The organism is Mesorhizobium sp. M0340 (assembly GCF_040321535.1).
Taxonomy (GTDB): Bacteria; Pseudomonadota; Alphaproteobacteria; order Rhizobiales; family Rhizobiaceae; genus Mesorhizobium.
Genome location: NZ_JAMYRR010000005.1, coordinates 285,377 through 307,197 on the forward strand (window position 1 = coordinate 285,377; position 21,821 = coordinate 307,197).

General features: G+C 62.8%; 22 protein-coding genes. 10 read left to right on the forward strand and 12 right to left on the reverse strand.

Annotation, left to right across the window (positions count from 1 at the left end; translation table 11 throughout):
* Window positions 1-12 precede the first annotated feature (12 nt).
* Both NKI79_RS10220 and NKI79_RS10225 read right to left on the reverse strand, forming a co-directional pair.
* Window positions 13-3,192, reverse strand: coding sequence for an efflux RND transporter permease subunit (locus NKI79_RS10220; protein ID WP_352801403.1), 3,180 nt, complete (start codon window positions 3,190-3,192; stop codon window positions 13-15).
* Window positions 3,186-3,461: a hypothetical protein gene (locus NKI79_RS10225; protein WP_352801404.1), complete on the reverse strand. Its 276-nt coding sequence runs from the start codon at window positions 3,459-3,461 to the stop codon at window positions 3,186-3,188. Before NKI79_RS10225 ends, NKI79_RS10220 begins: the two co-directional genes overlap by 7 nt.
* Window positions 3,462-3,712: 251 nt before the next feature.
* On the opposite strand from NKI79_RS10225, the gene NKI79_RS10230 reads away from it, so the two are divergent.
* Entirely contained in the window at window positions 3,713-4,294 is a 582-nt protein-coding gene (locus NKI79_RS10230; protein WP_031211029.1) for a TetR/AcrR family transcriptional regulator, read from the forward strand.
* 535 nt (window positions 4,295-4,829) lie between these two features.
* Here the strand turns inward: NKI79_RS10230 and NKI79_RS10235 are convergent.
* From NKI79_RS10235 to NKI79_RS10260, 6 genes are all read right to left on the reverse strand, one after another.
* Complete coding sequence (locus NKI79_RS10235) at window positions 4,830-5,852, reverse strand: LacI family DNA-binding transcriptional regulator (protein WP_352476602.1); 1,023 nt, start codon at window positions 5,850-5,852, stop codon at window positions 4,830-4,832.
* A gap of 57 nt (window positions 5,853-5,909) precedes the next feature.
* Window positions 5,910-6,704 carry an ATP-binding cassette domain-containing protein gene (locus NKI79_RS10240; RefSeq protein WP_352801405.1) on the reverse strand — a complete coding sequence of 265 codons (795 nt, stop codon included), beginning with the start codon at window positions 6,702-6,704 and terminating at the stop codon, window positions 5,910-5,912.
* Between the two features lie 4 nt (window positions 6,705-6,708).
* Window positions 6,709-7,695, reverse strand: a complete 987-nt coding sequence (locus NKI79_RS10245; protein ID WP_254820392.1) for an ABC transporter permease — start codon at window positions 7,693-7,695, stop codon at window positions 6,709-6,711.
* 106 nt (window positions 7,696-7,801) lie between these two features.
* Window positions 7,802-8,734 carry a sugar ABC transporter substrate-binding protein gene (locus NKI79_RS10250; RefSeq protein WP_254820393.1) on the reverse strand — a complete coding sequence of 311 codons (933 nt, stop codon included), beginning with the start codon at window positions 8,732-8,734 and terminating at the stop codon, window positions 7,802-7,804.
* 251 nt (window positions 8,735-8,985) lie between these two features.
* A complete protein-coding gene (locus tag NKI79_RS10255; RefSeq protein WP_352476604.1) occupies window positions 8,986-9,780 on the reverse strand; it encodes an SDR family oxidoreductase in 795 nt (264 codons plus the stop codon).
* Between the two features lie 77 nt (window positions 9,781-9,857).
* A complete protein-coding gene (locus tag NKI79_RS10260) occupies window positions 9,858-11,015 on the reverse strand; it encodes a fumarylacetoacetate hydrolase family protein (RefSeq protein ID WP_352452558.1) in 1,158 nt (385 codons plus the stop codon).
* Between the two features lie 226 nt (window positions 11,016-11,241).
* Between NKI79_RS10260 and NKI79_RS10265 the strand changes: the two genes are divergently transcribed.
* The 8 genes from NKI79_RS10265 (at window position 11,242) to NKI79_RS10300 (ending at window position 18,619) form a co-directional block, all read left to right on the forward strand.
* A complete protein-coding gene (locus tag NKI79_RS10265) occupies window positions 11,242-12,525 on the forward strand; it encodes an NAD(P)/FAD-dependent oxidoreductase (protein ID WP_352476605.1) in 1,284 nt (427 codons plus the stop codon).
* An 83-nt stretch (window positions 12,526-12,608) separates the two neighbouring features.
* A complete protein-coding gene (locus NKI79_RS10270; protein WP_352476606.1) occupies window positions 12,609-13,496 on the forward strand; it encodes an ABC transporter permease in 888 nt (295 codons plus the stop codon).
* Window positions 13,493-14,371, forward strand: coding sequence for an ABC transporter permease (locus tag NKI79_RS10275; RefSeq protein ID WP_352801406.1), 879 nt, complete (start codon window positions 13,493-13,495; stop codon window positions 14,369-14,371). The genes NKI79_RS10270 and NKI79_RS10275 overlap by 4 nt, the downstream gene beginning before the upstream one ends.
* Entirely contained in the window at window positions 14,356-15,426 is a 1,071-nt protein-coding gene (locus tag NKI79_RS10280; protein ID WP_352801407.1) for an ABC transporter substrate-binding protein, read from the forward strand. Before NKI79_RS10275 ends, NKI79_RS10280 begins: the two co-directional genes overlap by 16 nt.
* 173 nt (window positions 15,427-15,599) lie before the next feature.
* Entirely contained in the window at window positions 15,600-16,208 is a 609-nt protein-coding gene (locus NKI79_RS10285; RefSeq protein ID WP_352801408.1) for a cupin domain-containing protein, read from the forward strand.
* The gene (locus NKI79_RS10290) at window positions 16,198-17,283 is read left to right on the forward strand and encodes an ABC transporter ATP-binding protein (RefSeq protein ID WP_352801409.1); all 1,086 of its coding nucleotides are present in this window, start codon (window positions 16,198-16,200) and stop codon (window positions 17,281-17,283) included. The genes NKI79_RS10285 and NKI79_RS10290 overlap by 11 nt, the downstream gene beginning before the upstream one ends.
* A gap of 28 nt (window positions 17,284-17,311) precedes the next feature.
* Window positions 17,312-18,133 carry a 2'-5' RNA ligase family protein gene (locus tag NKI79_RS10295; RefSeq protein ID WP_352801410.1) on the forward strand — a complete coding sequence of 274 codons (822 nt, stop codon included), beginning with the start codon at window positions 17,312-17,314 and terminating at the stop codon, window positions 18,131-18,133.
* A 132-nt stretch (window positions 18,134-18,265) separates the two neighbouring features.
* Window positions 18,266-18,619, forward strand: coding sequence for a SnoaL-like domain-containing protein (locus NKI79_RS10300; protein WP_352801411.1), 354 nt, complete (start codon window positions 18,266-18,268; stop codon window positions 18,617-18,619).
* Between the two features lie 91 nt (window positions 18,620-18,710).
* Here NKI79_RS10300 and NKI79_RS10305 read toward each other — a convergent pair whose 3' ends face one another.
* On the reverse strand, window positions 18,711-19,190 hold the full coding sequence (locus NKI79_RS10305) for an SRPBCC family protein (protein ID WP_352801457.1): 480 nt from the start codon (window positions 19,188-19,190) through the stop codon (window positions 18,711-18,713).
* A gap of 2 nt (window positions 19,191-19,192) precedes the next feature.
* On the reverse strand, window positions 19,193-19,543 hold the full coding sequence (locus NKI79_RS10310) for an ArsR/SmtB family transcription factor (RefSeq protein ID WP_352801412.1): 351 nt from the start codon (window positions 19,541-19,543) through the stop codon (window positions 19,193-19,195).
* A gap of 173 nt (window positions 19,544-19,716) precedes the next feature.
* Between NKI79_RS10310 and NKI79_RS10315 the strand changes: the two genes are divergently transcribed.
* On the forward strand, window positions 19,717-20,070 hold the full coding sequence (locus NKI79_RS10315) for an ArsC family reductase (RefSeq protein ID WP_352801413.1): 354 nt from the start codon (window positions 19,717-19,719) through the stop codon (window positions 20,068-20,070).
* Between the two features lie 61 nt (window positions 20,071-20,131).
* On the opposite strand, the gene NKI79_RS10320 is transcribed toward NKI79_RS10315, so the two are convergent.
* Window positions 20,132-20,497: a DUF488 domain-containing protein gene (locus NKI79_RS10320; RefSeq protein WP_352801414.1), complete on the reverse strand. Its 366-nt coding sequence runs from the start codon at window positions 20,495-20,497 to the stop codon at window positions 20,132-20,134.
* A gap of 39 nt (window positions 20,498-20,536) precedes the next feature.
* On the reverse strand, window positions 20,537-21,793 hold the full coding sequence (locus NKI79_RS10325; RefSeq protein WP_352801415.1) for an aminopeptidase: 1,257 nt from the start codon (window positions 21,791-21,793) through the stop codon (window positions 20,537-20,539).
* Between the last annotated feature and the right edge of the window lie 28 nt (window positions 21,794-21,821).

The following is a 21,821-nucleotide window of genomic DNA, read 5'->3' on the forward strand; positions in this document are numbered from 1 at the left end:
AATTCTCCAGTCCTATTCAGCCGCTTCGGCCAATGGCTCGAAGGCGGGTTCGGCAGTTGGTTGTTCGGTCGCTTCGGAAACCGGTTCGCTCTCCCTGCGGCGCTCGCGCAGTTGCTCGATCACCGCATAGAAGACCGGCACGAACACCAGCGACAGGATCGTCGCCGCGACCATGCCGCCAAAGACGGTGGTGCCGATCGACTGCCGGCTTGCGGCACCCGCACCTGTGGCGAACATCAGCGGCAGCACGCCGAGGATGAAGGCGAAGGCGGTCATCAGGATCGGTCGCAGCCGAAGCCGCGCCGCTTCCATCGCGGCGTCGACGATGCTGAGGCCTTCTTCGCGCCGGCGCCGGGCAAACTCCACGATCAGAATTGCGTTCTTGGCCGCCAGTCCGATCAGCATGACGAAGCCGATCTGCGAATAGACGTCGATCTGCATGCCGCGCAGCCACAGCACGACGAACGCACCGAACAATGCGAGCGGCACCGCCAGCAGCACCATGAACGGCATCGCCCAGCTCTCATACTGCGCGGCCAGGATCAGGAAGACGAAGACGATTGCAAGGCCGAAGACGACGGATGCGATCGATCCTGCCTTGAGCTCCTGATAGGTGATGCCGGTCCATTCGTAGCCGAAATCTCTCGGCAATGCCGTGGCAGCGGCACGCTCCATTGCCGCCACCGCCTGGCCGGACGAAAAGCCGGGGGCGGCGCCGCCATTGATCAGCGCCGACGCATTGTTGTTGTAATGCGGCACGGTCTCGGGGCCGACGATCGGCACAAGCTTGCCCAACGTGCTCAACGGCACCATGCCACCCGACGCATTGCGGACATAGAGCCGCGATATGTCGGCCGGACCGGCGCGAGAGTCCTTGTCGGCCTGGATCGTCACCCGGAAGGTGCGGCCGAACAGGTTGAAATCGTTCACATAGAGCGAGCCGAGATAGATCTGCAGCGTGTTGAAGACGTCCGGCAGGTTGAGCCCGAGCAGCTTCGCCTTGGCGCGATCGAGATCATAGTTGAACTGCGGCGTCGAGGTCGAGAACGACGAGAACAATTGCTGTGGGTTGAGCTCCGGCTGCTTGCGCGCCTCGGCAATCACCGCTTGCGTCGCATCGTTGAGCGCCACGCTGCCGCGGCCGGTCAGGTCCTCGACCTGGAACTCGAAGCCACCAGTGGTGCCGATGCCCGGGATCGACGGCGGGTCGAAGCTCAGCGCAAAAGCCTCCGGAATTTGCAGCAGCTTGTTGCGCACGTCGGCGACGAGCTTCGAGGCGCTCTGGTCGGGGCCGCGTTCGTCCCATGGCTTCAGGATCGCGAATTCGACCGCCGAGTTCGACTGCGCGGCACTGGTCAGGAAGTTCAAGCCGCTGATCGAGCCGACGATGTCGACGCCGGGCGTGTTTTGCAGGATGTCGCGCGCCTTTTGCGCCACTGCATCGGTGCGTTCCAGCGAGGCCCCATCGGGGAGCTGGATGACGACGAAGAAATAGCCCTGGTCCTCGACCGGAAGGAAGGTCGACGGCAGGCGCTGCCAGACGAAATAGGTCGCGACAAGTCCGGCCGCGAACACGCCGAGCATGATCCAGCGCAGGCGGATGAGAATGCGTACGCCATTCGCATAGGCATGCGCCAGCCGTTCGAAGCCCCTGTTGAACCAGCGGAACAGCACGAACTGTGTTTCCGGCCGGTGGCGCAGGAAGGCGGCGCTGAGCGACGGGGTAAGCGTCAGCGAGACGAAGGCCGAGATGCCGAAGGAGATCGCCACGGTCAGGGCGAACTGGTTGTAGAGTCGGCCGGACACGCCGGGAATGAAGGCGACCGGCACGAACACGGCCATCAGCACGGCGGTCGTGGCGATGATCGGGCCAGTGACCTCGGCCATCGCCGTGCGCGTGGCGGCCAGAGGTTTGAGGCCGGCCTCAAGTTGGCGTTCGACATTCTCGACGACGACGATGGCGTCGTCGACGACGAGGCCGATCGCCAGCACCATGCCGAGCAGGCTGAGCATGTTCAGCGAGAAGCCAAGCATATGCATGACGGCCAGCGTCGTCACCAGCGACACCGGAATTGCGATCGTCGGGATGATCGTGGTGCGCCAGCTTTGCAGGAAGATGAACACCACGGCGACGACCAGGACCAGCGCTTCGCCGAGCGTGATCAGCACGTCGTGCATTGAGGCCGAAACGAAACGTGTCGTATCGTAATGCATGGCGTAGCTGACGCCCTTCGGGAAACGGGCTGACAGCTCCTGCATCTTGTCCTTGACGCGCTGCTGCAGATCGAGCGCGTTGGAGCCCGGCATCTGGTAGACCGCGAGCACCACCGTCGGGTCCTTGCCGAAGAAGGCCGACGACGAATATTGCAGCGCGCCGAGTTCGATGCGCGCAACGTCGCGCAGCCTGACCAGCGAGCCGTTGGCGGTATTGGCCCGCACGACGATGTCGCCGAACTCCTTGGGATCGCTCAGCCTGCCGACGGCGTTGACCTGCATCTCGAAGGCAGTGCCGGCCGGAGCCGGTGATTGCCCGATCTTGCCGGCCGCCACCTGGACGTTCTGCTCGGCGACGGCGTTCTGCACGTCGACGGCGGTAATGCCGAGATTGGCGAGCTTGTCGGGGTCGAGCCAAATGCGCATCGAATAGCGCCGCTCGCCAAAGATCTGCACGTCGCCGACGCCGGGCAGCCGCTTCAGCGGATCGACCACCTGCAGATAGGCGAGATTGCTCAGCGCGACCGGATTGACGGAACCGTCCGGCGAGGTGAGGTCGACGATCAGGACGAAGTTCGGGTTCTGCTTCTTGATCGTCACGCCGCCCTGATTGACGATGGCCGGCAACGAGGAAGCCGCCTGCGAAACGCGGTTCTGGACGTCGACGGCCGCCGTGCTCAGATCGTAGCCGACGTCGAAGGTGATGGTGATCGTCGACGAGCCGTCATTGGAGCTCGACGACGACATATAGATCATGCCTTGGACGCCGTTTATCTGCTGTTCGAGCGGTGTCGTCACCGTGTCGGCGACGACCTGCGCGCTGGCGCCCGGGTAGTGGGCGCTGACCACGACCTGGGGCGGCGTGATGTCGGGAAATTGCGAGACCGGCAGAAGGAAATAAGAGATCCCCCCGGCGAGCACCATGATGATGGCGATCGCCGACGCAAAGATCGGACGATGGATGAAGAAGTTTACCATGAGATGCAGGCCTCGCCCGATGTTCTGGCCCGGCCGAAGGCCTTGGCCACCCTGGACAGCCGCCGGCTGCGCGTTGAGCCGGAATCTTCGAGAAAGCCGAAATCTTGCAGGGGACGACGCGGCGCATTGCGGCGCTCGGCCTGCTCGTCCGCCAGCGCACGCAGCATCGCCTCGAAAGACCGCGGGTCGACGCGGTCGGCTTTCATCAGCATGCGGATCATCGGATCCCTCACGACTTCATCGATCGTCAGATCATTGCGCTGCGACATCGAAGCGGCTCCTGGTTTTGGCGATACGCGGCAAGCCGCGGATCTGGTGTTTTCTTGCTCGCCAGCCGAGGCCGTAAGGTGCGGTTCGTCCCCTTGCCGATCGGGGCGGGGCTGATCGCCGGCACTTGCGAGTTTGACATGATGCAATGCGGGTGTTACAGGTAAGTAACATCGCTAACGTTACAGACCGGTAACACCCTAGTCAAGAGGTGCACCGAGGGAATTTCGGAAACGCAATCACGGAGGTTTTGATGACAGACGGTGTTGTGGAGCGTGTTCGCCCCCGGGACAGGATCCTGGAGACGGCACGGGACATGTTTCACAAGCATGGCATTCGCGGCGTCGGCATCGACGCCATCACCGAGGCCGCCGGCACCAACAAGATGACGCTCTACCGGCATTTCGAGTCCAAGGACGACCTGATCATCGAATGTCTGCGGGCGACCGCCTGCAGCGCTAACGCGATGTGGGAGAAATTCGAGGCCGAGAATCCGGGCGACAAGCTGGCGCAACTGCACGCCTGGGTCCGGATGGCGGCCGATTGCCTGATGTCGGATCGCCGCGGTTGCGACATGGCCAACGCCGCCATCGAGCTGAGCGAGGCCGATCATCCGGCAAGGCAAGTGATCAAGGAACTCAAGGAAGCGCAGCGCGAGCGTCTGGTCTCCCTATGTCGCGACGCGGGTATCGGACAGGCCGAGCTTCTCGCCGATACGCTGTCGCTTCTGCTCGAGGGCGCCCGCGTCAGCCTGCAAAGCGTCGGCGCCGAGGGCCCGAGCGCGCAGTTCGTCCGCATGGCGGAAGGCCTGATCACTTCTTTCAGGGCCAGATAATCTCGCAAGCGGCGAAACGATCCGCGGCGTTTCGATTGCGCGCCGTGCCGCCGGGTGATGTCTCGTCCATCGCGATGTGCCATCTCGCGTCTCCCTTGCCCCAACAGCATTGCTGGCGCGGCGTTGTTTGCTGGTCGTGAGGCAGGATAGGGCCGCTGGCGAACCAGTGAGAGTGACAAGTGTGACAGGATTCTGCCCGACAAGCCGCGGCGAAGCTCAACGATTTGCGGATCAACAGCCGTGTCCGATGCTAGTAACGACCCCAAGCATCGCCCGCTATCCCGGCGCCGGAACAAAAAAAGCCCGCTGCCGGGAGGAGGTGGCAGCGGGCTCGATTTCGAATACGGCACGGGAGGAGGTGTACCGCACTCAGCGTCGGCATCGCATCTGGGAGGAGTAGATGGCCGACACCTGCGAAACTATCAATTGCCCAATGATTCGGCAACCAAAAAAGTTGCATAGGTGATGTGCAGATTTGCGGTATCAACCGAATTTTAACGATCAAGGCCCGAGCGACCATCGCCCCCGCACGACATCACTGCACCGGGACATTTTCCTTGAAGATCAGGCGCGGCTCGATGAATTTCCGCGTCAGATAGGGCGCCGACGAGGCGATCGAGCCGAGCAGGCGAATGACCGACTGTTCGGCGATCAGCCGCGCATTCTGGTCGATGACGACGTCGAGCAGATCGTCGACCAGATAGCCGCGCGTCTCGCGCGTCAGGTCATGGCAGATGAACACCGGCTTCGTCCGCGGCCTGGCTTCGAGCAATGCTTTTGCCACGCCCGAGCGCCCGGCCCCGATACAGTAGATGCCGAGCAGCTCCGGCTCGTTGTGCAGCGCCTTCATGGTCGCGGTATAACTGACCTCCGGCTCGTCGTTAATCTCGACGGCGCTGGTGACGGTCAGATTGGGGAACTCCTCGCCGAGCACCGAGCGAAAGCCCATCTCGCGTTCCTCGTGGCCGCGATAGGAACGTGAGCCGACCACCATCGCCAGATGGCCTTGGCGGCCGCCGAGGAACCGTCCCATCAGCAGCGCCGCGGTGCGGCCGGCCACCCTGTTGTCGATGCCGACATAAGCTGAGCGCGGCGCGCCGGGAACGTCGGACACCAGCGTGACCAGGCGGATGCCGGCCTCGACGATCTCGCGCAAGATGTTGCGCGTTCTCGGATGGTCGATGGCGATGACGCCGACACCGTTCGCCTTGAGCGAGAGGTTTTCGACGGCCATCTGCAAGGCACTCGGCGAGATGCCGGCGAGCTTGTGGATGCGGCAGGACGCGACCAGCGGCAGGCGCGCCGCATAATCCTCGATGTGCCTGGCCAGATCGGCCATGAAGGCATTGCTGCCCATCGGCAGGAAGAATTCGAGATGTGCCGGCCGCGAGGGCAACGCGACCTGGTCGACGACCGGCAGATAGCCGAGCTGCTTGGCCGCCTCCATCACGCGCTGCCGGTTGGCGGCACTCGCCCCCGGCCGGTTGTTGAGCACACGGTCGACCGTCGCGGTCGACAGGCCGCAGCTCCTGGCAATATCCGAAACGGTGGCTTTCATGTCGCAACCATGTGGCGATGCGATCCAGTGCCTCGACGATAAGCCCGGCCCGGCTGCTCAGCCGGGCCGTTGCGTGCCCTCGGCCAGCGCGTCACGGATCTCCTTGTCCGACATGCCGGTGATGACGCGCTCGACTTCGGCGACGCTGGTCTTCTTCGGGTCGATATCGTCGGCGACCACCTTGCCGCGGCGCATGACCACGATGCGGTCGACCACCTGGAAGACATGGTGGATGTTGTGGGCGATGAAGATGCAGGAATGGCCGGAATCGCGGGCACTGCGCACGAAGCTCAGCACCCCTTGTGTTTCGGCGACGCCGAGATTGTTGGTCGGCTCGTCGAGGATGATGAGGTCGCTGTCGAAATGCATGGCGCGCGCAATCGCCACCGCCTGCCGCTCGCCGCCGGAGAGTGAGCCGATCGGCGTCGTCGGCGGGATGTTCTTCGAGATGCCGACCTGCTTGAGCAGGTCACGGGCAACCACGTTCATCGCCTCCTGGTCCATGCGGTTGAGGAAACGCGGCGGCTTGATCGGCTCGCGTCCAAGGAACAGGTTACGGGCGATCGACAGCTGCGTCACCAACGCGGAATCTTGGTAGATCGTCTCGATGCCATGGGCGATGGCGTCGCTGGTACTGCGCAAATTCACCTTCTTGCCGCGGATAAAGATGTCGCCGCTGGTCAGCGGGACCGCGCCCGACAGCACCTTGATCAGCGTCGACTTGCCGGCGCCGTTGTCGCCGAGCAGTCCGACGATCTCTCTTTCGTTGACATGGAAATTGGCATCAACCAGCGCCTGCACGCGCCCATAGGACTTGCGGATGTTCGTCATGCGGATCAGTGGCTCGACCATCGTCTCAAGTCCCTGCCTGATGCCGGCGTTCCAGCCATGAGTGGAGCGCCATCATGCCGAGGATGATGGCGCCGATGAAGATGTTGTAGGCAAGGCCCGGCACACCGATCAGCACGATGCCGTTGCGCATCACGCGCAGGATCAGGATACCGAGCACCGTGCCGATGATTGTGCCGCGCCCGCCGGTCAGCGCCGTGCCGCCGATCACCACCATGGCGATGACTTCGAGCTCGTAGCCGGTACCGCTGTTGGGGTTGGCCGCCGAGGTGCGCAGCGAGGAGATGACGCCGGCGAGCGAGGCCAGGATCGACGACAGGATGAACAGGCCGATCTTGACGCCGCTGACATTGACGCCGCGCGCCCTTGCAGCACTCGGGTTGCCGCCGGCCGCCTGGATCCAGTTGCCGGTCCGGCTCTGCGTCAGCACGTAGCCGAGCGCGATTGCGGCGGCGATGAACCAGAACAGCGACATATAGATACGGAACGGCCCGATGAAGAAATCGCCGACCAGGGCTTCCGCCAGCCAGCTGCCCTCGGCGCTCCAGGTCCGCTGCGGAAACCCGCTGGTGACGAACAAAGCGGTGCCGCGCACCACCAGCAGCATGCCAAGCGTCACCAGGAAGGACGGGATCTTGAGCTGCGTCACGAACCAGCCATTGACCAGTCCGATGAAGGCAGCGACCACCAGCGCAACGACGAAGGCGGCTTCGAGCGAGGCGACGCCGCTGTTGAACAAGGTCCACATCAGGACCGGCGAGAAGCCGAACACCGAGCCGACCGAGAGGTCGAATTCGCCTGATGTCATCAACAGCGTCATCGCCAGCGCGATCAGCCCGAGTTCGACCGTGAAGGCCAGCGTGTTCGAGATGTTTTGCGGCGACAGGAAGTCGTGGTTGATGCCCCAGAACACGGCGATCTCGATGACGAGCAGCACGAACGGCCCGAACTCAGGCCGCGCGATCGAGCGTTGGATAAGAGAACGATTTTCCACCTTGGACCCGCGATAGGATTGGATTTGGCCGAGACCGCAAGCGGTTCGGCGGAATGATGAGACGGTCACGGCCGCCGAAGGGGCCGTGACCAACTCGATCGCGGACCTATTTGCCGGACAGGATCTTGTCGTATACCGCGGCGGTGTCCTTCTCATAGAGCGCGCCGGTGATCACGTCGAAGCCTGGCGGAATACCGCTTGCCGCCATGTTGGCGAGCGAGAGCGCGACGTAGCTGGTCGCCTGCGGATCCTGCCACTGCGCGGCATTGACGTAGCCGTTCAGCACTTCCTGGGTGGTGTCGAGCGAGTTGCCCCAGCCGACGACCGGGATTTCGCCCGGCTTGACGCCGACCTGGTCGAACACCCGCTTGATCGAACCGGTGACCAGGTCGCCGAGGCCGATAACCGCCTTGACCTTGGCCCTGTTGGCGGTGAGGTAATCGACCATGCGGTTGATCACTTCGGCCTGGTCGAGCGTCGCTTCGGTGATCTCGTAGGTGATGCCGAGCGGCTCGAACACGCTCTTGATGCCTTCCTCTTCCTGGACGCCATAGGTGGCGCCGGGAACCTCGACCGGCATCCAGACGAAGTCGCCCTTCTTCACAAGGCCCTTGTCGACCAGATACTGCGCCCAGTGCTTGCCGAAGGTGACGTTGTCGCCGCCGACATAGGCGTTGAAGTCCGCCTTCGGGTCGGGCGTGTTGAAGTTGATGATCGGGATGTTCGCCGCCCGCGCTTCCTTGACGATCTCGACAAGGCTGCCCGGATCAGGGCTGGTCGTGGTGATGCCGTCGGCCTTCGCGGAAATCGCGGCGCGAATAGCCTCCTGCTGCGACGCCACGTCGCCATTGTGGAACGATGTGTTGACAGTGTTTCCGGTGTCCGCCGCCCATTGCTTGGCGCCGGCAAGGAAGTAGGTCCAGACCGGATCGGCCGGGCCGCCATGCGAAATCCAGTAGAACGTCTTGGCCTGTGCCGCGGCCGGAATGGCCAGCGCCACTACCAAGCCAAGTACAAGCAGTCTTAGCCTCGTCAGCATTTGATTTCCTCCCATTTGAACCGAACTCCTCCTCCGACGACGATCACCGCGAAAAGCCGTGCGCGGCCAAAACGGTGGTCGCATTTTGCCAGCGTCGACCTGGGCGCATTAGAGCATTCCCTTTTTCGATCGATGGCAAGCCTCGATTGCCAATGGACGTTGGCGCAAAGCACGACGCCATCAGCAATCCCATCAGATTGCATCAGTTAGGCTGATATTTTCCGGGCGGCCGACGATCGGCCCTGCGACCGTCACGCAATGCCGCGCGGCGGCGCGCCGAGCACGGATTGCTCTAGGTCGATAAGCGTCCCGGTCATCAGCCCGGAGGCGTCGCTGAGCAGGAACAGCGTTAGCTGGGCGACTTCGTCCATGGTCAGCAATCGACCAAGCGGCAGGCCGGCGGCGGCGATCTTTGCCCAGTTTTCGCCCTTGCCCAGCGTGCGCGCCTGCATCTCTTGTTCGGCCGGCGTCGCTACCCAGCCCATGTTGATGCCGTTGACGCGGATGCGATCGGAAAGATGCGCGTTGGCAATGTTTCTGGTCAGCGTCGAAAGCGCGCCCTTGGTGGCGGAATAGATGGCAAGGTCCGGCGCACCGCAATGCGCATTCACCGACAGTATGTTGACGATGGCACCCGCCGCACGCCGTGTCTTCATGTCGGCTACGGCCGCTTGCATGAGGAAGAACGGCGCGCGCGCATTGACGGAAAACAACCTGTCCCAGTCGTCGATTGTGCCAGTTTCCAGCGAGGCCCGGTCGGTGAGGGCCGCAGCGTTCACCAGACAATCGATGCGGCCGAGTCTTTTGATCGCTTCCGCCATGACAGCTGCAGGCGCGGCCGGATCTCCAAGCTCGGCCTGGATGAAGACGACGGGCCGGCTTGGTCGTGAAAGCTCTTCGGCGATGCGTGCGCCACGCTCGGCATTGCGGCCGACAATGGCGATCCCTTCGCCGCCGCCGGCTGAGGCCAGCCGGGCGATGGTCTCGCCAAGCCCTTGCGTCCCGCCGGTAACGACAAGGGTCTTGCCCTCAAGAGCGACGATCAATGGACTCTCCCGAATGCCGACTAGCAGGTAATTTCCAATCAGAGAATTCTAGATCTATCGGATGTTAGGCTGGGGGACTAGATGAGGTCGGCCCTTGCGAGGTCACGCATCAGATGGCTGGCGCCGTAGGTCCAGTGTGGGCAGTCGGGTGACAGCCGCACGCGGTTGACCAAGGCACCGAACTTCTCCGAGGATATGGTGACGATGTCGCCGACCTTGTGGGTAAAGCCCTTGCCTGTTTCGCCGCGATCCTTCGACGGCACGAACATCGTGCCGAGATAGAGCGCCAGCCCGTCCGGGTATTGGTGATGTGGCCCCATGGCGGCGGCGACCAACTCTTCCGGCGAGCGGCTGATCTCGGCCATCGAACTGGCGCCTTCCAGCGAGAATCCATCCTCGCCTTCGACTTTCAACCGTACGATCGCCTGCTTCACGTCGCCGATGGAAAATGTCTCATCGAACAGCCGGATAAAGGGGCCAAGTGCTGCCGAAGCGTTGTTGTCCTTGGCTTTGCCGAGCAGCAGCGCCGAGCGCCCCTCGACGTCGCGCAGATTGACGTCGTTGCCGATCGTCGCCCCGACGATCCTGCCGCTGCTCGCGGCGATCATGGCGATCTCCGGCTCCGGATTGTTCCATGTCGAAACCGGATGCAGGCCGACATCGGCGCCGAAGCCGACCGAGGCCATCGGCTGGCATTTGGTGAAGATCTCGGCATCGGGGCCTATGCCGACTTCCAGATATTGCGACCAGGCGCCGCGCGCAATCAGCTTGGCCTTGATCTCCATCGCTTCCGGCGAGCCGGGCTTGAGCTTCGACAGATCGTGGCCGATCAGCCCGGCGATGTCGGCGCGAATGGCGTCGGCCTTTTCCGCCGAACCGCGCGCCTGCTCCTCGATCACCCGTTCGAGCAGGCTGACGACAAAGGTGACGCCAGACGCCTTGATCGCCTGCAGGTCGACGGGGGACAGCAGGTACGGTTTCCCCGGATCGCGCGCTGTCTCGAAACTGTTGGCCGCAATGGCGTCGAGCGGGCCGATCGGCCGCCCCTTTGCCGAGCGGACGTGTCCTGCCGGATCCGGCAATTCGCAAACGTCGCGTACGGTCGGTGCCACATTTGACGTGATGTCGAAGACCGTGCCGTCACGCACCGTGACCACCAGCGGATGGGAAGCATCGCTCGCCCGGGCGCGGCCCACGAAGAGGCCTTCGGCGGGCAAATGTGTGGCGTTCGTCATGGCTTGTATTTCCTGTTGTCTTGTCCTTCGGCCGCGGCACTTTCAACAAATTCCCGGCAAAGGTCTATCCCGTTTCGAAGGCCAGCTTTGTCAATCTGTTAAGGTCGTCTTGCGCTGCTGGATCGTAATCGATTTCGCGCTGCGCCAATGGCGAGCCGAAAACAGGCTGTCAAATCCATGAAATCGTCATTAGGATTTTCACTGAAAAGCGCAGCCCAGGTGACCCTTGTCCTTACGGTTTTCCGATCCGATCTGGCAAAGGCCGCGGACAGCCACCGCGTTCCAGTCGCTTTGTCCAGCCGGCCGACGCGTCGATGTCGTCATCGTCGGCGGCGGCATCCTGGGGCTGTCGACGGCCTTGCACGCTGCCCGGCTCGGCCTTGCGGTCCAGGTGCTGGAGGCCGGCGAAATTGGCAATGGCGCGTCCGGTCTGAACGGCGGTCAGGTTATTCCTGGCCTGAAATACGATCCGGACTGGCTGCTGGAGCATTTTGGTCTCGAACGCGGTGAGGCGCTCGTCAACTTTGCCGCCTCGACGGCGGACGCCGTTTTCGAAATGATCCGCGACGAAAGACTGGCGGTGCCGTTCGTCCGCAACGGCTGGATCCAGGCCGCACACACCGAGACCGCGCTGAAAGCGGCGGCGAATCGGGATCGGCAGTGGCGCGCCCGCGGCGCCGATGTCCGGTTGCTGAGCGGGACGGAGATCGCGACGATGACCGGCGCGCAAGGCTATCTCGGCGGCTGGCTCGATCGCCGTGCCGGCGTCATCGATCCGCTCGCCTACACGTCGGAACTGGCGCGCGTCGCTGCAGCGGCAAGCGTAAAGATCGCCGAGCGCCAGAACGTGATGCAGATCAGCAAGGATGCTGGTATTTGGCACGTTGCCACGGAAAGCGGCGCCGAACTCAAGGCCAGGGCGGTCGTCCTGGCGACCAACGCCTATACTGGCGGCCTGCTTCCCGGCCTCGCCGAGACGATCGTCCCGCTGCATTCCTTTCAGATCGCGACAGCGCCGCTATCGTCCAATCTCGCGGCGGCGATCCTGCCGGAGGGGCAGGCGGTTTCGGATTCGCGCCGCATCCTCGTCTATTACCGCAAGAGTGCCGATGGTCGGCTGGTGCTTGGCGGACGCGGCCGCATGGCCTTGCCGAACGGCCCGGCCGACTGGGCGCATCTGGAACGCGCGCTGCTGCGACTCTACCCGGCGCTGTCCGACGTGGCCATTGAAAAGCGCTGGTTCGGCCGGGTGGCAATGACGCCGGACCATCTCCCGCATATCCACGAGCCAGAGAAGGGTCTGCTGGCGGTGGTTGGCTGCCAGGGCCGCGGCATCGGCCTGATGACGGCGCTTGGCGAGCGGATCGCCTCCTATCTGTCGAGCGGCGACCCCAGGCAATTGCCGTTCCCGGTCTCGCCGATCCGGCCGATCCCGTTTCACGCCTTTCGGCAGGTCGGCGTTGCCGCGACCATCGCCTGGTACCGAATGCTGGACGCCTTCGAACGCTGACGTTCATTCCCGAACGTGAAACAGCTTGACAGCTTCACGAATATGAAAAAAGCTTAGTCGATTTCAAATACCATAGGCAGTCGATGTCGACCGTCGCCGCAACGCAGCCGCTGCCGGAAACCCAGTCTTCGCCGGGTTTTCGCTTCGCCATGCTGCTGCCCGGCGGGTTGGTCACCTTTTTGCTGATCCTTTTCGCCTTGGGCCTGGTGTTCTTCCTGGCCTTCCGCGGCAATGACGGCTCGCTGCTCGGCGCTGGTTTCACCCTTGCGAATTTCGTCACTGTGGCCACCGATCCGCTGTACTGGACTGTGACGCTGCGCTCGCTCGGCATCGCCGGCCTGGTAACGCTGGCAACCGTCGTCACAGCATATCCTGTCGCCTATTATCTGGCTTTCCATGCCGGGCGGCGGCGTGGGCTGTTGCTGTTCCTGCTGACCCTGCCATTCTGGACCAGTTATCTGCTGCGCGTCTTCGCCTGGAAGATCGTGCTTGCCTATAATGGCGTGCTGAACTCGGCGCTGATCGAAAGCGGCATCTGGTCGGAGCCGACATTGGCCTTCCTTAATACGCCGGCAGCGGTCGTCGTCACGCTTGCCCACGCTTATGCCCCGTTCGCCATCCTGCCCATCTATGTGGCGCTGGACACGATCCCGAAATCGCTGCTCGAAGCCGCTTCCGATCTCGGCGCAAAACCGTTCACCAGCTTCCGCCGCATCGTGCTGCCCAATTCGATGCCGGGCGTGCTGGCGGCGGCCCTCGTCGTCTTCGTGCCGACCGTCGGCGACTATGTCACCCCGGCGTTGGTCGGCGGCCCGGCCAGCACCATGATCGGTACGCTGATCCAGGCCGAGTTCGGCAAGGCAAATGACTGGCCGTTCGGCGCCGCACTCGCCGTCGCCGTCATGCTGGTCATCCTCGCCGTGGTGCTGGTGGTGCGCTTCGCCGACCGCCGATACGGCAGCCGCACATGAACGCGGCGCGTGTCGATGCAAAACAGGGCGGCGGCTGGCTCGGCGCCTATGTCCTTGCCTATTTGATATTCCTGTATTTGCCGATATTGCTGATCCCGCTGTTTTCCTTCAACAATTCGATCCAGGCGGCGTTTCCGCTGCAAGGCTTCACGCTTGAATGGTACGGCACGCTTTACGGCAATTCGGCGCTGTCCGGCGCGCTTGCCACCAGCCTCGTCATCGGCGCAATTGCTGCCACCGGCGCAACACTCTGCGGCGTGACCGTGTCCTATATGGACCTCTACGGCCGCTCGCCGCTGGCCGCCACGATCAGTGCTATAGCGCGGCTGCCGATCCTAATCCCAGGCGTCATCGTCGGCATATCGCTGCTCATCCTGGTCAACCTCGCCGGCTTTGGGCCGTCGCGCATTGCCATTGTGCTCGGCCATGTATTGGTGGCGCTGCCGACGACGGTGGTGGTCATGCGCAGCCGCTTCGCCGCCATCCCGAAGACCATCCGCGAGGCAGCGCTCGACCTCGGCGCTTCCGACTGGACGACCTTCAGACGGGTGATGCTGCCGCTTAGCCTGCCGGCCATTATTTCGGCGTTCATGCTGGCCTTCCTGACCTCCTTCGACGAGTTCATCGTCGCCTTCTTCCTTGCCGGCACCGAGCCGACGCTGCCGCTTTATATCTGGAGCCAGCTGCGCTTCCCGAAATCGCTGCCGACCGTCATGGCGCTCGGCACTTCGATCCTGGCCGTGTCGTTCCTCATCGCCGCACTCGCCGAAATGCTTCGCCATCGCGGGCTTGCTGCCACCCGGCGGTCAGCGCCCGCCAACCTGTCAAAACCAGAAGAAACCGAAGGAGGAGAACTGCAATGGCATTCGACCTGAAATCGATAACGGCAAAGACAGCGAAAACCGGACTGGCTGCGTTCGCGCTGGCGCTTGCGTCGACTGTCGCCTTTGCCGGCGACAAGCTGCAATATTTCACGTGGTCGGGCTATGAACTGCCCGACTTCAACAAGAGCTTCCTCGCCGCGCACCCCGATGGTCTCGAAGCTTCGATGTTTGGCGACGACGATGACGCTTTCACCAAGGTCAAGGCCGGCTTCCGCCCCGATGTCGCTCACCCATGCTATGACAAAGTGGCGCGCTGGAACAAGGAAGGCCTGCTGCAGCCGATCGACACCAAGCGCATCAAGAACTGGGATTCGATCTTCCCGGTCTTCAAGAACCTGCCCGACCTGCAGGCCGGCGACGGCAAGGTCTGGATGGTGCCGTGGGACTGGGGCAACACCTCGATCCTCTACCGCACCGATCTGGTGAAGAACCCGGAAGCCAGCTGGAACCTGCTTTGGGATAAGCAATATGCCGGGCGTATGGCGACCATCGATGCCATCCACGACACACCGGTGGTGGCGGCCCTTCTCGCCGGCGTCAATCCATTCGACATGACACCGGAACAGATGGACAAGGTGGCAGAAAAACTTCGCGAGCAGCGCCCGCTGCTCTCGAACTACACCACCGACATGACCTCGGTCGAACAGGCATTGGCGAGCGGGCAGCTGGTCGCGGCGATGACCTGGAACGCCTCGGCCACGTCGCTGACGAAGCAGGGCGTGCCTGTCGAGTTCATGAAGCCGAAAGAAGGCATGCTGACCTGGGCTTGCGGCTTCGTCATGCTCAAGGACGCCAAGAACGTCGACCTAGCCTATGACTTCATCAACAGCCGGCTGGAGACGGATTCCGGAAAGTATCTGATCCAGGCCTACGGCTATGGCAGCTCGACCAGCTCGGCTTTCGCCGCCGTGCCGAAGGAGGAGTTGGAGAAACTGCAGCTGCCTTCCGATCCCGAGGTGATGCTGAAGACCACGATCTTTACCGGGCCGATGAAACAGAATGACGAACTCGCCAAGATGTTCGAGAAGGTCAAGGCAGGCGGCTGAGTTCGTACTTCCTTCTCCCCTTGCGGGAGAAGTGTCGCCGAAGGCGACGGATGAGGGGTGTTCCAGATGGCACCGACGGCACTCCGGCCAACACCCCTCATCCGTCTCGGCACTTCGCGTCGATCCACCTTCTCCCACGGGGAGGGAAAACCTTACCAAATAAGGACGAACGAATGGACATGCTGGACGAAGCGGCTGAGAAGCCGAAGGACGACGCCGACGTAAGGGTCGGCCGGCGCGTGCGGGCGCTCAGGCTGGAGCGCAATCTCTCGCTGGCCGAACTCGCCGCCAAAGCCGGCGTCTCGATCGGTGCGCTGAGCCAGATCGAGCGCGGCATGTCATCATTGCGGGTGCGAGTGATCTGGCCGCTCGCCGCCGCACTCGACATCGAGCCGTCGGCGCTGATCGTTGACGGCAACGATGCCGGCAACGATCTTTATTGCGTGCGCGCCAACAGCCGGCGTCAGATCCCGGTCAAGTCGGAAGGCATCGCCAAGGCGCTGCTGTCGCCGCCGGCTGCCACGCTGACCGGCATGCTGGTGACGGTGGACGCCGGTGGCGGCACCGCCGAAGCCTACGCCCATGCCGGCCATGAATTCGGCTTCGTCCTGTCGGGCGAGGTCGAGCTGGTGGTCGATTCGACCAGATACGGGCTGAAGGCCGGTGACAGCTTCGCCTTCAAGAGCACCTTGCTGCATGCCTTCCGCAATCCGGGCAGCGAGCGCTGCCAGATCCTGTGGGTCAACACCACCAAGCCGTCCGAGGTTCGCGATGGCGCCTGATCCGCTCGTCCGGCTGGACAAGGTCTCCAAGATTTTCCCCGGCGGCATCGTCGGGCTCGACACTGTCGATCTCAATATTTCGCGCGGCGAGTTCCTGACCCTGCTCGGACCGTCCGGCTGCGGCAAGACCACCAGCCTGCGGGTCATCGCTGGTTTCGAAGGCCCGTCGAGCGGCAGGGTCCTGCTCGAAGGGCGCGACATCACGGGGCTCAGGCCCTTCGACCGCCCGGTCAACACCGTATTCCAGGACTACGCGCTGTTTCCGCACATGAACGTCGCCGAAAATGTCGGCTTCGGCTTGTCGCTGCGCAAGCTCGCGGGTGCCGAACAGGCGAAGCGCGTCGGCGCAGCGCTCGACATGGTCGGCCTTGCCGACAAGCTCGGCGCCCGCGTGTCCGAATTGTCGGGTGGCCAGCGCCAGCGCGTCGCGCTTGCCCGCGCCATAGTCTGCGAACCGCGCGTGCTGCTGCTCGACGAGCCGCTGTCGGCGCTCGATGCGCATCTGCGCGAACAGATGCAGGTCGAATTGAAGCGCCTGCAGTCGCGCCTCGGCACCACTTTCGTCATGGTCACGCACGACCAGACCGAGGCGCTGTCGATCTCTGACCGCATCGTCGTCATGAACAAAGGCCGCATCGAGCAGACCGCGCCGCCGGCGACCCTCTACGACCGGCCCGCCACCAAATTCGTCGCCAGCTTCATCGGCACGATGAACCTTCTGCAGTCGCGCTTTGTCGGCCGCGACGGCGAGCGCTTGCGGTTCGCCGCCGGCGCCCTGCCGCTGGAAGCCGTTTCGGAGACGGGCGAACTGCCTGGCGAGGGCACGGTGCGCACCATCGGCGTGCGTCCGGAGGATCTTTTGGCGACGACCGAGGCCACGGCCGGCACTGTACCGGTGCGGGTGAACAGCATCGTCTTCCACGGCCGCACCTTGCGCCTTCATGCAGAGCTGGGGCAGGGGACACAGGTCGTGATCGACGCGCCACGCCCGACAGAGGGTTTTCAATTCAGCGTCGGCGATGTGGTGCATATCAGCCTGCGCCGCGGCGCCAACTGCCCTATGCTGCCCAGCTAGTCTGATTTTCAACTTCCAGAAAACCGGAGTGTTCCCACATTATCGGCAACGGGGCGCAGACTTCGAATTCCTGCTCGGCAGGGCTTCCTCGACCGCTGAAATCGCGGGTGTTGGCGCGGAAAGCATTCAGCGCCCGTTGCGTTTCCATTTGACGAGTTCTCTGTTTGTTCTAAATTTCTCGGTCGGATACGATTTTGCCGGACGAGAGATCAATTATGAGTGGGCAACCTGCATTCGGAACCGCGAACAACGGCCAGACCTTTTCCGATGGGAGGGGTCCAAGCGACGTTTCGACGACCGCACATTCTTCGCCATCTTGGCTGAGAGCGCGGTCGCTGGTCCCTTGGCGCGAAAGGCTATCGCCTTGAGTCGAGAGTTAGGGCTGCAAGGCTGGTTTGTTCCGGAAAACCACATCCATATCTCGCTCGTCGGCCTCGGTGACCATGATAGGTATCCGGAAAAGCTGGTTGAAATCGCTCGGCATATCGGCTCGATGAGCGTTGCAAAACCGTTCGATGTTTCTTTCGATCGCCTGACGGCTTTTGGTGGTGGTTCGCTGGTTCTGCGCAACGGTGACAGCAATCCAGCGCTCCAAGAATTCTGGCGCAATCTCACCGCTCTGATTTCCGACAGCCCGCTAAAGCTCTTTCTCACGAAGTCCATTGAACCGCATGTTACGCTGCTTCGTGACGAAGTCCGTGTCCCCAGGATTCGCGAACGGTCGATTGATCCAATTGGCTGGACAGTCCGGGATTTTGTGCTGATCCACAGTGTAATCGGCAAGGGGATTTACCGCGAGAGCGCACGTTGGCAATTGAACGGCCAAGACGATGCCTTGGCCGGGATGTAGAGGCCCAAGCCGTCGTCATAGCCCGCACGATATTCATCATCCTGACATGGCATGTCAGCTGTCTCGGGATTGACGATGGCAGGCCAGCACGCGACCCGCTACTTCCAACGCGTCTTAACAGGAGGAACCCCCATGACGATCACGGAAATTGCCAAGGATTTCACCGAGCTCCTCAAGCAGGGCGATCACCAAGGTGCTGCTGAGAAGTACAATGCCGATGACGTCGCCAGCTACGAAGCCATGGAGGGGCCGATGGCCGTCTCCGGTGGCAAGGAAGCTCTGAAGCAAAAGAACCAGTGGTGGCAAGAGAACAACGAAGTGCATGGCGGTTCGGTCGAGGGCCCATATGTCAACGGCGACCAGTTCGCACTGCGCTTCAAGTTTGACATAACGCCCAAAGCTACCGGCGAACGTGCCACCATAGATGAGGTTGGTCTGTACACGGTCAAGAACGGCAAGATCACCGAAGAGCGGTTCTACTATTGAGGCCGGAAATACCACCGGCTTCCGGGAGCCGCTGCAAGGTTGAACAATAAGCATGGCGGCCGGGAGGATGACCTGGCCGTCTTCGAGAAGCTCAGATCGTTTTGACGTAGCCCGCCAACTGATCCGCCACCGTGCCCCAGCCGTCGTAGAAGCCCATCTCCGCGTGGCTGTTGCACGTGGCTTCGTCGCGGTGGATGGCGGTCGCGGTGTAGCGCGTCGCCTCGCCCCGCGATTGCAGCGATATGACGGCTGTAATGAATGGGTCGCCTGACGGCCGGTAGCCTGGCAGCAGCGCATCGGTCCACACCAGCCGCTCGTCCTGGACGATCTCGAGGTAGCAGCAACGCCTGTCGTTGACCTCCTTGCCGTCGGGCGACTGCATGCGGGTGCGGAACAGGCCGCCGGGCCGCAGGTCGATCTCGCAATCGGTGATGATCCACGGCTTCGGCGTGAACCATTGGCGGACATGCTCGGGCTTCGTCAAGGCCATCCACAGCAGTTCGCGCGGCGCCTCGATCGACCGTTCCAGCACGAGGTCGAGCTTCGGATCGGGTTGGAACAACGGGGCCATGTTCATCTGTCTTTCTCCTTGAGTTTCAGCACGTAGTCGTCGAACTGGTCGAGACGGCGCTCCCACAGCGCCCGCTGCTCGGCCAGCCAGTTTTCCGCGAGCTTCAGCGGCTCCGGCGCGAGCCGGTAGGTCCTGACGCGGCCTGCCTTCTCCGAATGCACCAGCCCGCAGCCTTCCAAAACCCTGAGATGCTCGATGAAGGATGGCAGGGCCATCTCGAACGGCTGGGCAAGCTCGCTGACCGAGGCGGGGCTTCGGTTCAGTCGCTCGACCACGCGTCGTCGGGTCGGATCGGCGAGCGCCCGGAAAATGCCGTCGACGGGCGGGGGGCATTCGGTCTGCAGGCTCGTCATAGTCGTTTCCTTGCCTCGGCCATTCCGCGTGACCAGAGTTGGCTTAGAAACACTTAGGGAAATTCCTTACTATTGGCAAGGGCGAAAATCATGGATGCCCGGCAAGGTCGCTGGAAAACTGCGAGGTGCGGTTTTAGGGTGCCGTCAGATTCGACTGGTCCGAGGATCCGTTTTTGACGATCACCATGTATGGCATCACCAATTGCGATACGATCAAGAAGGCCCGTTCCTGGCTGGCGAGCCATGATGTTGCCTATCGCTTTCATGACTACAGGGTCGACGGGCTGGATGCGGATCGGCTGAACGGCTGGTCAGGCAAAGTCGGCTGGGAAATTCTGCTCAACAAGGCGAGCACGACGTTTCGCGAACTGTCGGAGGAGGACAGGATGGGCCTGGATGAAAGGAAGGCCAAGGCGCTGATGCTGGCAAAGCCGACGATGATCAAGCGTCCGGTGCTGGAACTTGGCGATCGCATACTGGTTGGCTTCAAGCCTGATGTTTATCAAGAGGCGATCGGTAGGAAGTAGAACCGACCCACCGCGATCCGTCGCGCCCCCCTCTGTCCTGCCGGCATGCATATCGATCGTATCAGACGCTTGTGGTTTTCCCACGCAAATAGCTCGCCAGCGCGACCGCATTATTATGGGCCTCGTCATGCGCGCCGTAGAGCAGCGTCACCTTGCCCTCACGGAGCAAGGCGCGCAGTTCCGCTACCGCCTCGCCGTTCCGGTCGAGCTCATCGCTGTATCGCCGCTGGAACTCCGCCCAGCGCGCCGGCTCATGGCCAAACCATTTGCGCAACGCGTCGCTCGGCGCGATGTCCCTCAGCCATAGCGTCAGCGCCGCGTCCTGCTTGGCGATGCCGCGCGGCCATATGCGGTCCACGAGCACCCGCTGCCCGTCATCGGGCGCCGGCGGCTCATAGATGCGCTTGACCGCGAGTTCCATTGCCAACCCCGGATGCGTCACAGGCGCGGCTGCGTGCTGGCGCTCTTAAACCCACTCGCCCTTGCGCATCACCGGCACGCGGCTGCTGTCCTTGTGGACGCCGTCTATATCGATCTTGTCCGAGCCAATCATCCAGTCGATGTGGATGAAACTCTTGTTGCCGCCGCGCGCCGCGATCTCGTCCTGGCTGAGCGAGGCGCCGTCGACAAAGCACTTCGAGTAGCACTGGCCAAGCGCGATGTGGCAGGCGGCGTTCTCGTCGAACAGCGTGTTGAAAAACAGCAGCCCGCTCTTGGCGATCGGCGAGGAATGCGGCACCAGCGCCACCTCGCCGAGACGGCGCGAGCCTTCGTCCGTATCGAGCACCTTCTGCAGCACATCCTCACCCTTCGAGGCCTTGGCCTCGACGATGCGGCCCGCCTCGAAACGCACCGCAATGCCGTCGATCAGCGTGCCCTGGTAGGACAGAGGCTTTGTACTCGTGACATGACCTTCGACGCGCCTTGCATGCGGCGTGGTGAAAACCTCCTCGGTAGGGATGTTCGGGTTGCAGGTGATGCCGTTCTTGGCGGTCGAAGCGCCGCCCATCCACTCGTGGCCGTCGGCCAGCCCGACGGTCAGGTCGGTGCCGGGGCCGGTGAAATGCAGCGCGTGGAAATTGTGGCCGTTCAGCCATTCGGTGCGGCTCTTCAACGCCGCATTGTGCGCCGTCCAGTTGCCGATCGGGTCTTCGACGTCCACCCGCGAGGCGGCAAAGATCGCGTCGGCGAGCTTGGCTACGGCGAGGTCTTCGGCATCGTCCGGGAAAACCTGCTTGGCCCACGCCTGATCGGGATAAGCCACAATGTTCCAGTTGATGTCGAAGCCGGTGATCTTCTCCAGCGCCGGCTGATAGGCCATCGAATTCGCCTTGTTGGCACGCGCCACCTTTGCCGGGTCCTGAGAAGAAAGCAGCGAGGGATCCTCGCCGCGCACGGCAAGCCTCGCCGCATTGTTGGCGAAGGCTTTTGCCATGCCTTCATAGAGCCAGCCGGCGGCGCGGTCGAAACCGGCGTCGGCGCCGTAGCGGAAGCGCGCGAGAGTGATCTCGTCGTCGTTGAAGATCGGCGTCACCAGGCCGGCACCTGCCTTGTAGGCGTGCTCGACGATCCGCCGCGTCAGAGGCAGCGCGGCGATAGACGAGGTCAGCACCAGATCCTGACCCGGCTGCAATTGCAGCCCGACCTTGACGGCGACCTCCGCCAGCCTGTCGAGCTTCACCGGGTCGATGGTTGCGGAAACGCCGCGCGAATGTGTGGTCATGATCCTGCCTGCCGTGATTGGGGACTGT

Excerpts from the sequence above, each read along its gene's own strand:
- NKI79_RS10220 (WP_352801403.1), bottom strand. The coding sequence starts at position 3,192 with ATGGTAAACTTCTTCATCCATCGTCCGATCTTTGCGTCGGCGATCGCC.
- NKI79_RS10225 (WP_352801404.1), bottom strand. The coding sequence starts at position 3,461 with ATGTCGCAGCGCAATGATCTGACGATCGATGAAGTCGTGAGGGATCCG.
- NKI79_RS10230 (WP_031211029.1), top strand. The coding sequence starts at position 3,713 with ATGACAGACGGTGTTGTGGAGCGTGTTCGCCCCCGGGACAGGATCCTG.
- NKI79_RS10235 (WP_352476602.1), bottom strand. The coding sequence starts at position 5,852 with ATGAAAGCCACCGTTTCGGATATTGCCAGGAGCTGCGGCCTGTCGACC.
- NKI79_RS10240 (WP_352801405.1), bottom strand. The coding sequence starts at position 6,704 with ATGGTCGAGCCACTGATCCGCATGACGAACATCCGCAAGTCCTATGGG.
- NKI79_RS10250 (WP_254820393.1), bottom strand. The coding sequence starts at position 8,734 with ATGCTGACGAGGCTAAGACTGCTTGTACTTGGCTTGGTAGTGGCGCTG.
- NKI79_RS10260 (WP_352452558.1), bottom strand. The coding sequence starts at position 11,015 with ATGACGAACGCCACACATTTGCCCGCCGAAGGCCTCTTCGTGGGCCGC.
- NKI79_RS10270 (WP_352476606.1), top strand. The coding sequence starts at position 12,609 with ATGTCGACCGTCGCCGCAACGCAGCCGCTGCCGGAAACCCAGTCTTCG.
- NKI79_RS10275 (WP_352801406.1), top strand. The coding sequence starts at position 13,493 with ATGAACGCGGCGCGTGTCGATGCAAAACAGGGCGGCGGCTGGCTCGGC.
- NKI79_RS10280 (WP_352801407.1), top strand. The coding sequence starts at position 14,356 with ATGGCATTCGACCTGAAATCGATAACGGCAAAGACAGCGAAAACCGGA.
- NKI79_RS10285 (WP_352801408.1), top strand. The coding sequence starts at position 15,600 with ATGGACATGCTGGACGAAGCGGCTGAGAAGCCGAAGGACGACGCCGAC.
- NKI79_RS10290 (WP_352801409.1), top strand. The coding sequence starts at position 16,198 with ATGGCGCCTGATCCGCTCGTCCGGCTGGACAAGGTCTCCAAGATTTTC.
- NKI79_RS10300 (WP_352801411.1), top strand. The coding sequence starts at position 18,266 with ATGACGATCACGGAAATTGCCAAGGATTTCACCGAGCTCCTCAAGCAG.
- NKI79_RS10305 (WP_352801457.1), bottom strand. The coding sequence starts at position 19,190 with ATGGCCCCGTTGTTCCAACCCGATCCGAAGCTCGACCTCGTGCTGGAA.
- NKI79_RS10310 (WP_352801412.1), bottom strand. The coding sequence starts at position 19,543 with ATGACGAGCCTGCAGACCGAATGCCCCCCGCCCGTCGACGGCATTTTC.
- NKI79_RS10325 (WP_352801415.1), bottom strand. The coding sequence starts at position 21,793 with ATGACCACACATTCGCGCGGCGTTTCCGCAACCATCGACCCGGTGAAG.